A 12751-nucleotide genomic window follows, 5' to 3' on the forward strand; every position below is an offset into this window, starting at 1 on the left:
GGAGAAATCGGTTTTACAGAGTTTTTACTGTTGTTATACTGTACTCTGATTTTTGGATGGAAAATTATCCGTTACAATAAGCTTGTAAAAAGAAGAAAGAAAAAATTCAAAAAACCTGTAAAGAAAACAGGGAGTTCTCCTATTCAGAAAGGATGAAAACAGTATGAAAAAATTGACATCTTTACTATTGGCCGGCGTTTTGGCTGCCGGAGTATTGTCCGGGTGCGGAAATGCAGAAGGAAACAGCTCTTCCGATTCTCTCTCTTCACAGGAACCCGGTTCTTCCACCGAAGCTTTGAGCGGTAAAGTGAGCATGTCCGGCTCTACATCTATGGAAGAAATCGCCAAGGCCTTGGCAGAAGGCTTCAACGCGAAATACCCCGACGTGGCCATCGACGTTCAGCTGGGCGGTTCCTCCACCGGCGTGAAAAACGCCCAGGAAGGCGTCAGTGATATTGGGAATGTGAGCCGCGCACTCAAAGATACTGAGACTGGACTCGACTCAGAGACCATCGCCCTGGACGGAATCGCCGTCATCGTCAACACCGCAAACCCCATTGAAGACCTCAGCACCGAGCAAATCCTCAAAATCTACACCGGCGAAATCCAAAACTGGAAGGACCTAGGCGGCGACGATGCGGAAATTCAGGTGATCGGACGGGAAGCCGGTTCCGGCACCAGAGACGGTTTTGAAAGCGTCGTCGGCATCCAAGACAACGCCAAACACGATCAGGAACTCACCTCAACAGGCGCTGTGCAGACAGCGGTGGCTTCCACCCCCGGGGCCATTGGATATGTCTCTCTCGCAAACGTGGACGATACCGTCAAAGCACTGAAAGTCGGCGGTGTTTCCCCTGCCATCGAAACAGTGCAGGACGGGTCCTACACCTTGCAGAGGCCCTTCGTCATGGTGACCAAAACTGGTACCGAACTTCGGCCTGAGGTCAAGGCTTTTCTGGAATTTGCTCTGGGCGATGAAGGACAAAGCATTGCTTCCCAGATAGGCCTCATTCCGCTGAGCAAGTAAAGCGGGGACAAATAGGGTGGGGGAACGCTCCGCCCTTTCGTCCTGCCTGCCGGCAGACAGGATCGAAAACAGGGAACAGAACGATTTTATCCCTTCCGTCCCGATTCCACGAAAGGAATGACTATTTATATGATAGGAACAATCGCCGCCAAAAAGAAAATGGGAGCGAAAAAAGCTGTCGAGCAAGTCATGAACGCCATCTTCTTTGTCTGCGGCATACTTTCGATACTCTGTGTGGCGGTCATCACAATATACATGATCTCGTCCGGCGCGCCTGCGATTACCAAAATCGGGTTAAAAGAATTCTTACTGGGAACCACCTGGGCACCTACTGCGGCAGACCCCCGGTTCGGTATCCTTCCCATGATTCTCAGTTCCATCTGCGGAACCTTTGGAGCTATCCTCGTCGGAGTACCCTTAGGCGTCCTCACCGCCGTGTTCATTTGTTACCTGGCCCCGAAAAAGCTCAGCTCTTTCCTGACGGCAGTGGTGGAACTTTTGGCTGGCATCCCGTCGGTGGTGTTCGGACTGGTGGGCATGATCGTATTGGGTCCGGCGGTGGCGAAAGCCTTTCATCTTTCGTCCGGCGCGAATCTCCTGTCTGCCATGCTGGTGCTGGCGGTGATGATCCTCCCGACTATCGTCAGCGTGACGGTCACCTCTCTCAAGGCAGTTCCCCAGGAGTATTCCGACGGCTCTTTAGCTCTTGGAGGCACCGAAGTCACTACGATATTTAAAATGAACATTCCGGCGGCGAAATCCGGCATCATTACCGGAATCGTTTTGGGGGTTGGAAGAGCCATCGGAGAAACCATGGCAATCATCATGGTCTCGGGAAACGTGGTAAACATGCCGGGTATCTTTAAAAGTGTCCGCTTTTTGACCACCGGTATCGTATCGGAGATGAGCTACGCCGCTGGACAGCACCAAGAAGCGCTGTTCTCCATCGGACTCGTCCTCTTCCTTTTTATCTTCATCATCAACCTGGTGCTGACCACTATTCTCAAAAAAGGGACCAAGCAATAAGGACTTTTGGAAAGGTTTGAAACGTTATGACAGTAAATCCATCGGTTGCGGCGCCATATGCCCTTGCGGATAGACGGCCCATTTCTATCACCGCCAAGAAAGTGCGGGTATTTGACATTGTCATGAAGGGTCTGTCCCTACTGGCGGGAGGCGTCACCGTCTGTCTGACCCTGTCGCTGTTGGGGTACATTTTGGCGAAGGGGCTTCCCCAGGTGGACTGGGCGTTTCTGTCCACCGTTCCCAGCACTTTGCAGAAAACCTACGGGATTCTGCCCAACATCATCAACACCGTCTACATGATCGTGCTGACCCTCGTCATCGCCACTCCTTTGGGCATCGGAGCCGCCATCTACCTTAATGAATACGCCAAAAAAGGTAAGCTGACCAAAGCCATCGAGTTTACCACTGAGGCGCTGGCGGGCATCCCCTCCATTATTTACGGACTGTTCGGCACCATGTTTTTCTGCAACATGATGGGGATGGGGTACTCCATCATCGCCGGAGCGTTGACCCTGACCATCATGGTACTGCCCACCATCATCCGCACCACCCAGGAAGCTCTCCGCACCGTTCCTCAGGGTTACCGGGAAGGAGCCGCGGGCCTCGGGGCTACCAAGTGGCACATGATCCGCACCATTTTGCTGCCCTGCTGTATGAGCGGCATCGTCACCTCGGTTATCCTGAGCGTCGGCCGCATCGTGGGCGAATCCGCCGCGTTGATCTTCACTGCCGGTATCGCCACCAACCTGCCGAAGAACTTACTGGGCCACGCGGCAAACTCCGGCGCGACATTGACGGTCCAGCTCTACCAGTACGCCGAGCGGGGACAAAACGATGTGAGCTTCGGCATCGCCGCGATTTTGGTGCTGATCGTTTTGGGCATCAACCTGCTGACCCGCCTCACCGTCCGCGCCAAAAAGCAATAACCGTACAGAAATGGAGATTTCGTTATGGATAAAATGAGCGCATCCCATCTGGATTTGTATTATGGGGACAACCACGCTCTCAAAGACGTTTCCCTCCCCATCGCGGAACGGAAAGTGACCGCTTTCATCGGCCCTTCCGGCTGTGGAAAGTCCACCTTTTTAAAAACTCTAAACAGGATGAACGATCTGGTAGAAAACGTTAAAATTACCGGCGATGTCCAGTTGGACGGACAGGACATCTATTCCCCCAAGGTGGACGTGACTCTGCTGCGCAAACAGGTGGGCATGGTGTTCCAGCGGCCCAACCCTTTTCCCATGAGCATCTACGACAACATCGCCTACGGCCCCCGGCTTCACGGAATCAAGCAAAAATCCAAGCTGGATGAAATCGTCGAAACGAGCCTTCGGGGCGCAGCTTTGTTCGACGAGGTGAAAGACCGGCTGAAAAAGCCCGCCCTCTCCCTCTCCGGCGGCCAGCAGCAGCGGCTCTGCATCGCGAGGGCTTTGGCGGTGGAGCCGGAAGTTCTTTTGATGGACGAACCCACTTCGGCTTTAGATCCCATCTCCACTCAAAAGGTGGAGGACCTGATTTTGGAGCTGAAGCAGAAATACACCGTTGCCATCGTCACCCACAATATGCAGCAGGCAGCCAGAGTATCCGATTACACGGCTTTTTTCCTGGTAGGAGAGATGGTGGAGTACGACACTACGTCTAAAATTTTTGGCTCCCCCTCGCAGAAAAAGACAGAGGATTATATTGTGGGGCGCTTTGGATAAGCGATTTACTTTTCGAGATAATGATGGTATACTGTATTCGTTACAGAAAAACCGCGTAGGGCAGATTCTGCTGAAGCGGTTGATGATGCCATTTTAAGAAGACGGAAGGGAATCGCCTGCGGCTCCTTTCCCTCGGCCGGACTGCGGACCCCACCCGCAAAGCCTGAAAGGAATGATACCTGTTATGCCGCTGATTTATGCCATAGAAGACGACGAAAATATCCGCCAGCTGGTAAAAACTGCGCTGGAGGCCTTCGGCTACGAGGTTTTTACCTTTGAAACAGCCTCTGAAGGTCTCGGCGCCATTGCGGAGAAAACGCCGGACGTTTTGCTCTTTGACATTATGCTTCCCGATATGGACGGCGTCACTGCGGTGAAGAAACTGCGCCAGAATCCGGCCTATCAGGAGCTTCCCATCATGATGCTCACCGCCAAGACGGCAGAACTGGATAAGGTGGCCGGCCTCGACGCCGGAGCGGATGATTACTTGACAAAGCCCTTCGGCATTTTGGAACTGAAGGCGAGGGTGCAGGCCCTTCTCCGCCGCTCAGGCCATTCCCGCGGCAAACAGCCGGTTATCACTGGGCAAGACCTGACCATGAACTGCGACACCCGGGACGTGCTTCGCGGAGAGGAGAAAATCGAGCTCACCTATAAGGAATTTGAGCTTTTGAAACTCCTCATGGAAAACGCCGACCGTGTCATGACCCGTTCAGAGCTTTTAAACCTCGTATGGGGTATTGACTTCGAGGGGGAGACCCGGACCCTGGATATGCACATCCGCACCCTGCGCCACAAGCTGGGCGACGACGCTGATAACCCCCAGTATATCAAGACGATTCGCGGCGTCGGCTATCGGTTTTACCAAAAATAAGGCTCCGCCGCAAAAAGAAAACGGTTTCGCAAGGTGAAACCGTTATTTTCATTGTAAGTCAACAGGATTCCAGGGCGGTGTCCGCCCGGTACCCGCCCGCAATCTATGATTGCGATGGCGGGTCGGGTTCTTATTAAAAATAACAAGGTTCCGGGGAACCCGCCCGCAATCTATGATTGCGATGGCGGGTCGGGTTCTTATATTTGTTCTTTTTTCATAAGTGGAATGATGCCATGTGGATTGGAATAAACTGCAAGTAAGATCATCAAAGGAAGGAATGTCTGTGGAACGAGCGATTTTGTGTCGAAACATTCTGCTTGTGCTCCTCACGGCCGGATTGACGGCGGGAGGGGCGGCTATTTTTATGCATACCGGAAACTCAACTGCCTTTTGGGCGTACTTGACCGTCAGCGTTCTGCTGTTGGCGGCGGTATGCATCCTACTCGCCAAAAATACCCGCAAAGCGGCGTACCGCTCTATGGAGAAGCTCACTCGCCAGCTAGAGGATAAGGGGGAGAAGTTCGCCTTTTCGCCGGAAGCGTCTGGCGCTGCTCCGGAGATAGAGGAGCTTAGCGAGCACATTCGTGGCATCTGCAATCAGTTGGTGGCCACCCAGATGAAGCGCCGCAACCAGAAGCGGCAGTTCGACTTTATCCTGGCCAACATGAATGAGGGCTTTTTAATGGTAGACACCGACAAGCGGGTTATCGCCCTTAATGGATCAGCAGCACAGATTTTGGGTATCCAGGAGGATGCGGCAGGCAGGGATCTCCAGGAAATCATTGACGATAAAGATATATTGGAGGCAGTAGACAAGGCTATCGGCAAAAACAAAGTGACTGCTTTCGATGTTCTTGCCGCCAACGGCAGTATTTACTCTCTAAACGTCAAGTTGGTGCGTAATCCGAACTTCGTGGACCGCAGCTGCATTATGATCGCCCTTTTCGACGTCACAGCGGAACGCACTGCATTAAAGCAGCGGCAGGATTTCTTTTCAAATGCCTCCCATGAGCTGAAAACGCCCATTACTTCCATTTTAGGATTTGCGGAGCTTTTGGAAGCGGGCCTTGTGACTGAGCCGGAAAAAGCTATGGACAGCGTAAAGATCATCCGGCGGGAGGCCAGACGGATGACACGAATCATCGATGATCTGCTGTTTATCTCTAAGCTGGAAAACGACGGGGATCAGGCTCCAGTCACTCAGGTGAATATCAGGGATCTGCTGGAGGAGATCAAGGAGGCGCTGATGCCCTCGATGATGGAGAAAAATATTACGCTGGAGATTTCCGGCGGGGAGTTCTCTGTTCCGGCGGCCTACGGCCATATGCACAATCTGTTTGGCAACCTGATTCAAAACGCCGTCAAATACAATGTGGAAAACGGTTCGGTTTTCGTGCGGGTGGAACGGGATGACAAATATATGTACCTGACGGTGAAGGATACGGGCATCGGGATCCCGCAGGAGATGCAGCAGCGGGTTTTCGAGCGGTTTTTCCGAGTGGATAAGGGCCGCAGCAGAAGCGTTGGAGGAACTGGCTTAGGCCTCGCTATCGTCAAGCACATTGTGAGCCTTTACGACGGTAATGTCACCTTAGAGAGTGCTCTGGGAAAAGGGACCATCATTACCGCTAAATTGAGAATGGACCGAATCGGCGCTTAATTGCCATACTACGTCATATAAAGAAAGAAAAACAGGATGCAGGTGTTTCGTCTGCATCCTGTTTTTGTTGTTTAATAAATTGAAAACCTGATAAAATTGTACATGTTTTCTAAAATTACCTAAAATTTGGACAAAGTGGAACAGAACCCCCATTTTAGTGCGATGGACTTTTATGGGTGTCCTGGCGGCTTTTTTGCAATTGTCGAAATTTTGAGAATATAGAATATTTCTGATTGGTAAATAATGGAAGATTATGACAGATATTTTGTCGAAAAAAAGAAAATAATAGAACACTTGACCAACACTTGTCAATTTTAGTCTGTTGCATTTTAAAATGTAAATATTTTGTGAACATGCAGTTTTTGGCCGTAATACCGCAAAAAAACAGTTGCAAAATTGGTATTCAGTGGATATAATTATATCATAAGTGGTGAGAAGTGGGGAGAAATGGAGTAAAAGTCCATTAAATTCCCTCCCTGCGGTGAAAGGGGTGAGGCAGGAAATGTTGATCGGTGAGTACGGTTACAATATAGATATAAAAGGGCGTTTGAATTTTCCTGCCAAGCTCCGGGACGATATGGGAGAAAGGTTCATCGTTTCTAAAGGCTTGGGCGATAAATGCCTGTACGCCTATTCACTGGAACAGTGGAAGTTAAAACAGGAACGAATCAAAGAACTCCCCATATCCAAAGCGAGACAATTGCAGCGTTACCTCTTTTCCAGCGCGTGTGAGTGCGAGCCGGACAAGCAGGGAAGAATTGTCATTCCTCAGCCACTAAGAGAATTCGCCGGGCTGACCAAAGAAGTGATGATCATCGGGGCGGACGACCGCTGCGAGATCTGGGACAAAGCGGAGTGGGATGCAGTCTGCGGCGAGATGAACGCTGAGTCGATTGGAGAACTGATCGACGCATTGGGCTTCTGACGAAAAAAGGAAACGGAGGAAAATAGATGGAGTTTTCCCATTACCCTGTCATGCTCAGCGAGTGCATGGAGGGATTAAACATCCGGGAAGACGGCATCTATGTCGACGGAACGGCTGGCGGGGGAGGGCATTCCTCAGAGATCGCCAAACGCCTGACCACCGGCAGGCTTTTTTCCCTCGATCAGGACCCGGACGCCGTAAAAGCGGCGGGTGAACGCCTTCGCCCCTACCCTCAGGCGCAGGTTATCAGGACAAACTTCAAGGACATGACGGACGCTATACTGGGCGCGAATGTCCAAAAGGTTGACGGAGTGCTCCTGGATTTGGGGGTGTCGTCGTATCAGCTGGATACGGCGGAGCGGGGGTTCAGCTACCAAAAGGATGCCCCCTTGGATATGCGCATGTCCCAGAGCGGTATTAGTGCCAGGGACGTGGTCAATACCTACAGCGTGGACGAGCTTTCCCGAATCCTGCGGGAATACGGGGAGGAAAAGTTCGCCTACAATATCGCCAAAAACATCGTGCGGCATCGGGAAGAGTCTCCTATTGAGACTACCTTCCAGCTGTCGGAAATCATTAAGGCATCGGTGCCGGCCGCTTCCAGGAGAGAGAAAAACCCCTGCAAGCGTTCTTTTCAGGCAATCCGCATCGCCGTCAATTCCGAGTTGGATGTGCTGAGCGGGGGAATCGACGCGGCTTTCGACCTTTTAAACATCGGAGGAAGGCTCGTCATCATCACCTTTCATTCCCTGGAGGACCGGATGGTCAAACAGAAATTTGCAGAACTCTGCAAAGGCTGCACCTGCCCGCCGGAATTTCCCATTTGCGTCTGTCACAATGAACCCAAGGCGAAACTGATTAACCGAAAGCCCATTCTTCCAACCCGAGAAGAATTAGAAACAAACAGAAGAAGTCAAAGCGCAAAGCTACGAATTTTGGAAAAATGCAAGGAGAGGATTTAAATGCAGCAAAGAAGCAATCTGGCCTATGATCTGGAACGGTTTGAAAACCGTGCTCCCGTCATTACGAAGGTCAGTGCCGGCAAAGAGAAAACCTTAAATCCTGTAAAGGTCGTCGCAGTTGCGCTTTTGCTCGTTGCCCTGACTTCCACTGTGCCTTACGGAAGGGTCGTCATCAACGAACTGAATATGCAGTACAACGCTGCCAACGCTGAACTGAGTGAGCTCAAAAGCGAAGGCGTCCGGATGCAGAGCGAGCTGGAGAGCCGGGTGTCCCTCAAGACTATCGAGGACATTGCCGTCGGCGAATATGGCATGGTCAAACCCGACAGCAGCCAGGTGGGCTATATTCAGCTCAACAGCGAAAACAAAATCGAAACGACGGTAAAACAAGACTCGGTCTTTACAAAAATCGCGGATTTTATCGGGAATTTATTTGAATAATCCGCCGGATATGGCATAAGCGCCGTATCTTTTCAATACATATAAAATGATGCGGGAGGTTGAGATCGATATCTTGACCTTTTGTTATTGTATAGGCAATATCCAGATACTGGAAGGACGGGACTTACAGGGAGGTCTCTGAATGGCAGGTAACATCACTAAGAAAATGAAAATTCGGCTGATTGTCATTATCAGTTTTATTGCGCTGGCGTTGGGTTGGGTAATTGCAAACCTGGCATACCGTTCGCTGGTCACCGGGCAGGACCTGAAGGTCAAGGCTTCGGAACAGCAGCTGAGCGACATCACCATTCCCGCCAACCGCGGGACGATCTACGACACCAATATGAACGTGCTGGCCCAAAGCGCCACCGTCTGGAATGTGCAGCTCTCCCCGTTGGAAATCAACAAGTACCAGGATGAGGCGCAGCGGGACGAAATGGTCAGCGATCTTTCGACGCTCCTCGAGCTGGAGCCGGAAGACGTGCGCAAACGGCTGGAAAACACCAACAGCCAGTACGAGATCATCAAGCGCAAAATCGAAAAACCGGTGGCCGATGAGATCACAAAGCTCAAAAAGGACAAAGGCTACAAAGGCATCTATCTGGAAGTGGACACCAAACGGTACTATCCTTACGAAAATTTAGCTTCCACTGTTATCGGCTTTACAAACTCCGATAACCAGGGTGCATATGGCCTGGAAGCGAAATATAACTCGGTGCTTTCCGGCACCCCGGGCAGAAAAATTTCGGCGAAAAACGCTCTCGGCGAGACGCTGCCCACCTCTTATGAGAAAATCTATCCCGCCCAGCAGGGAAACAGCATCGTCACCACCATCGACCAGGTAATTCAGCACTTTATCGAGAAATCCCTGGACAATGCCGTGACCCAGTACGCTCCTGACCAGGGCGCCGCCATTATCGTCATGGATGTGAACACCGGGGCGATCCTCGGCATGACTTCCAAACCCGACTTCGATTTGAACGCCCCTTACGAAATTACCAGCGAGAAGCTCCAGGCCCAGATCGACGCCGCTTCCACCGAAGAGGAAAGGAAGGAAGCGACAAAGGACGCCTGGGAGATGCAGTGGCGGAACAAGACCATCACTGATACCTATGAGCCCGGTTCGGTTTTCAAAACCGTCACCGCCTCGGCGGCGCTGGAAGAGGGAACCGCTAACCTCAACTCCACCTACCACTGCACCGGCTCTGTCACCTTTCCGGGGCTTCCCAAACCCATCCACTGCCACAAGCATGGCGGCCACGGTACGCTTGATTTTACCGGCGCGCTGGTAAATTCCTGCAACCCGGCCTTTATCGCCATTGGCCAGAGCCTGGGGGCGGAGAAATTCTTTAAGTACTATGAGGGCTTCGGCCTCACCGAAAAAACCGGTATCGACCTGCCGGCGGAGAACAAAGGCTCCTATTACGACGCCTCCATGTCTCCCATCAGCTTGGCTTCCTGCTCCTTCGGACAGTCCAATACCGTCACTCCTTTGCAGATGATGACGGCGGCGGTGGCCTCCATCAACGGCGGAAAGCTTTTACAGCCGCATATCGTCAGCAAAGTGGTCGATAATAACGGTAATACCGTGAAAGAAATTGGCGCGGAAGTCCGGCGGCAAGTAATCTCTGAAGAGACCTCCGCCATTATGAGAAACGCACTGGAACAGGTGGTTTCGGCAAACGGCGGCACCAACGCCTATGTCAAGGGCTACCGCATCGGCGGAAAATCCGGCACCGCCCAGAAACTCACCGACTCCACAAACTCCAAATACGTCTTTTCCTATTTCGTTTTTGCCCCCGCCGACGACCCTCAGGTCGCCGCCCTCGTCATGGTGGATGAACCCACAGAGGGCCAGCGGGATTACGCAAACGTCGTCGTCGGCCCCCTGGCCGCGGCGGTTATGAAGGATGTTCTGCCCTACCTGGGGATTGCTCCGCAGTACTCTGAAGAAGAGCTGGCCGACCAGGAAGCTACCATCCCCACCGGCATGATCGGTATGGACCCCTTTTCAGCGGAAAGTAAGCTGAGAATTCAGGGCCTGAACGGCAAGATTGTCGGAAACGGAAAATCCGTTGTATCGGTCTTCCCCAACCAGGGAACCAAAATTCCCCGTGAGGGAACAGTTATCCTCTACACCGAGGAAAACGCTGAGCAGACTGTCACCGTGCCATCGGTCGTGGGTATGACGCCCACCCAGGCAAACCAAGTCCTCACCAATTCCGGCCTGAACATCCGCATCACCGGAGGCGCCGCCAATAACAAGCGGGCCCAGGTTTCCGCCCAGAGCGTGGAAAGCGGCTCCACGGTGCCCAAGGGGACCATTGTGGAAGTCCAGTGCCTCATCACCGGAGAAGACGGCGAATAGGAAAACACCGCTTTGACGGTGAAAATAAAACGGCGATTTCATGAGAGCGTGAAATTCCCGTCACTCTGCGGGGAACCGCTTGAGAGGAGAAACTGAGTATGCTGTTATCAGCTTTGTTAGACGAGGTGCAGGTGCTGTCCGACTATGAGGACCGCGACGTGGGCACCGTCGTCAACGATTCGAGAAATATAAAGCCGGGGGACGTATTTGTCTGTATCAACGGCGCTGCCGCCGACGGGCATACGTTTGCGGACGCGGCCCTTCAAAAAGGGGCCTCCGCCATTGTATGCGAACGGGACCTTGGCCTGAAAGAGCAGATTCTCGTCCCGGACACCCATCTGGCTTACTCCAAAATGGCGGCCAATTATTATGGAAATCCTTCTAAAAAGCTGCGCCTCATCGGTGTCACCGGCACCAACGGCAAAACGACGACCACCAAACTCATCAAAAGTGTCCTCACCGGCATCGGCAAAAAGGTGGGGCTCATCGGCTCCATCCAAAACGAAATCGGCGACGAAGTGGTCCATGCTGAGCAAACCACTCCCGATGCCATGGAGCTGGAGGGCCTCTACGCCCGGATGGCGGACGCCGGCTGTGAGTTCTGCGTCATGGAGGTATCTTCCCACGCGCTGGATCAGCGGCGCATCGGCGACAGCCACTACGAAGTGGCGGTGTTTACAAACCTCACTCAGGATCACTTGGACTATCACAAAACCATGGAGAATTACTTTGAGGCAAAGGCAAAACTTTTCGACATCTGCGACAGCGCGGTCATCAATTATGACGACCCTTACGGACAGAGGCTTTTAAAGACCGTTTCCTGCCCGATGAGCACCGTTTCCATGGAATCACAGGACGCCGATCTCCACGCTTCAGACGTCGTTTACCATCCCGATGGGGTGGAGTACCGGTTCGACTATCAGGGCGTCGTGAGCAAGGTGAGCTTCGGGATGCCCGGCATCTTTTCGGTGAAGAATTCTCTCACGGCAATCGCCGTCTGCCTGCGTTTGGGCATCTGCATCGAAAAAGCAGTGGATGGCATCAACATGGCCCAGGGTGTCCGCGGACGGAGCGAAATCGTCCCCACCGGACGGGATTTCACCGTCATCTGCGACCACGCCCACACCCCTGATGGACTTGAAAACATTCTGTCCGCCCTGAAACAGACCACCCGCGGCCGGCTGATCGCCCTTTTCGGATGCGGCGGCGACCGGGACCGCTTAAAACGTCCCCTCATGGCCAAATCGTCGGCAAAATTTGCCGACATGCTCATCGTCACGTCGGATAACCCCCGTACCGAGGACCCGAAAGCCATCATCGACGACATCTTGCCCGGCCTTGACGGCCTCGATATCCCCTATGAGGTCATCGTCAACCGGAAGGAAGCCATTTTTTACGCGGTACAGAACGCCCGACCTTGCGACACCATCGTCCTAGCGGGAAAGGGCCACGAAGACTATCAGATCATCGGGCACGAAAAGCACCATTTTGACGAACGGGAAATCGTGGCGGAGGCCCTAAAAACCCTCTCATAAGAGATATACCACCGGGGGAAGAAAATCCCTCGTTCCGGGTGGCTTTTTTGCCGCCTTTGACACTGACAGCTTGGGGAAGACGGTATAATTGAAACAGATGTCCGCCCCTTTCGGCGGCGGGTTCCAAAGGAGTCTTTCAGCAGAGGATATGATCCTCCGCTGAAATCCGAGGGCGAACGCCCCTGCCGCTTGTTACATGACGGGGCGCCTTCGCTGAAAAAACCTCTTCC

General features: G+C 52.6%; 11 protein-coding genes. All 11 read left to right on the forward strand.

Annotated features, from left to right (window positions below):
* Window positions 1–163 precede the first annotated feature (163 nt).
* The 11 genes from H8710_RS07770 to H8710_RS07820 all read left to right on the forward strand — a co-directional run bounded on the left by H8710_RS07770 (window position 164) and on the right by H8710_RS07820 (window position 12521).
* On the forward strand, window positions 164–1027 hold the full coding sequence (locus H8710_RS07770) for a phosphate ABC transporter substrate-binding protein (RefSeq protein ID WP_249294924.1): 864 nt from the start codon (window positions 164–166) through the stop codon (window positions 1025–1027).
* 129 nt (window positions 1028–1156) lie between these two features.
* A complete protein-coding gene (pstC, locus tag H8710_RS07775) occupies window positions 1157–2053 on the forward strand; it encodes a phosphate ABC transporter permease subunit PstC (protein WP_249294925.1) in 897 nt (298 codons plus the stop codon).
* Between the two features lie 26 nt (window positions 2054–2079).
* Entirely contained in the window at window positions 2080–2979 is a 900-nt protein-coding gene (gene pstA, locus H8710_RS07780) for a phosphate ABC transporter permease PstA (RefSeq protein ID WP_249294926.1), read from the forward strand.
* A 24-nt stretch (window positions 2980–3003) separates the two neighbouring features.
* Window positions 3004–3756, forward strand: coding sequence for a phosphate ABC transporter ATP-binding protein PstB (gene pstB / locus H8710_RS07785; RefSeq protein WP_249294927.1), 753 nt, complete (start codon window positions 3004–3006; stop codon window positions 3754–3756).
* 184 nt (window positions 3757–3940) lie between these two features.
* Window positions 3941–4630 (forward strand): response regulator transcription factor, encoded by a 690-nt coding sequence (locus H8710_RS07790; protein WP_249294928.1) that lies wholly within the window; start codon window positions 3941–3943, stop codon window positions 4628–4630.
* 283 nt (window positions 4631–4913) lie between these two features.
* The gene (locus H8710_RS07795) at window positions 4914–6290 is read left to right on the forward strand and encodes an ATP-binding protein (protein ID WP_249294929.1); all 1377 of its coding nucleotides are present in this window, start codon (window positions 4914–4916) and stop codon (window positions 6288–6290) included.
* Window positions 6291–6792: 502 nt separating this feature from the next.
* A complete protein-coding gene (gene mraZ, locus H8710_RS07800) occupies window positions 6793–7215 on the forward strand; it encodes a division/cell wall cluster transcriptional repressor MraZ (protein ID WP_249294930.1) in 423 nt (140 codons plus the stop codon).
* 26 nt (window positions 7216–7241) lie between these two features.
* On the forward strand, window positions 7242–8177 hold the full coding sequence (rsmH, locus tag H8710_RS07805) for a 16S rRNA (cytosine(1402)-N(4))-methyltransferase RsmH (protein WP_249294931.1): 936 nt from the start codon (window positions 7242–7244) through the stop codon (window positions 8175–8177).
* On the forward strand, window positions 8178–8618 hold the full coding sequence (locus H8710_RS07810; RefSeq protein ID WP_249294932.1) for a hypothetical protein: 441 nt from the start codon (window positions 8178–8180) through the stop codon (window positions 8616–8618).
* 142 nt (window positions 8619–8760) lie between these two features.
* Entirely contained in the window at window positions 8761–10986 is a 2226-nt protein-coding gene (locus H8710_RS07815; protein ID WP_249294933.1) for a penicillin-binding transpeptidase domain-containing protein, read from the forward strand.
* 98 nt (window positions 10987–11084) lie between these two features.
* Window positions 11085–12521: a UDP-N-acetylmuramoyl-L-alanyl-D-glutamate--2,6-diaminopimelate ligase gene (locus H8710_RS07820; protein WP_249294934.1), complete on the forward strand. Its 1437-nt coding sequence runs from the start codon at window positions 11085–11087 to the stop codon at window positions 12519–12521.
* The last annotated feature ends 230 nt before the right edge of the window (window positions 12522–12751 follow it).

It is taken from the genome of Fumia xinanensis (assembly GCF_014384905.1).
GTDB lineage: Bacteria > Bacillota > Clostridia > Oscillospirales > Ruminococcaceae > Fumia > Fumia xinanensis.

Bases quoted from the DNA above. Each gene is read 5' to 3' on its own strand.
- pstC (WP_249294925.1), top strand. From the start codon at position 1,157: ATGATAGGAACAATCGCCGCCAAAAAGAAAATGGGAGCGAAAAAAGCT.
- pstA (WP_249294926.1), top strand. From the start codon at position 2,080: ATGACAGTAAATCCATCGGTTGCGGCGCCATATGCCCTTGCGGATAGA.
- rsmH (WP_249294931.1), top strand. From the start codon at position 7,242: ATGGAGTTTTCCCATTACCCTGTCATGCTCAGCGAGTGCATGGAGGGA.
- H8710_RS07820 (WP_249294934.1), top strand. From the start codon at position 11,085: ATGCTGTTATCAGCTTTGTTAGACGAGGTGCAGGTGCTGTCCGACTAT.
- mraZ (WP_249294930.1), top strand. From the start codon at position 6,793: ATGTTGATCGGTGAGTACGGTTACAATATAGATATAAAAGGGCGTTTG.
- H8710_RS07770 (WP_249294924.1), top strand. From the start codon at position 164: ATGAAAAAATTGACATCTTTACTATTGGCCGGCGTTTTGGCTGCCGGA.
- H8710_RS07815 (WP_249294933.1), top strand. From the start codon at position 8,761: ATGGCAGGTAACATCACTAAGAAAATGAAAATTCGGCTGATTGTCATT.
- H8710_RS07790 (WP_249294928.1), top strand. From the start codon at position 3,941: ATGCCGCTGATTTATGCCATAGAAGACGACGAAAATATCCGCCAGCTG.
- pstB (WP_249294927.1), top strand. From the start codon at position 3,004: ATGGATAAAATGAGCGCATCCCATCTGGATTTGTATTATGGGGACAAC.
- H8710_RS07810 (WP_249294932.1), top strand. From the start codon at position 8,178: ATGCAGCAAAGAAGCAATCTGGCCTATGATCTGGAACGGTTTGAAAAC.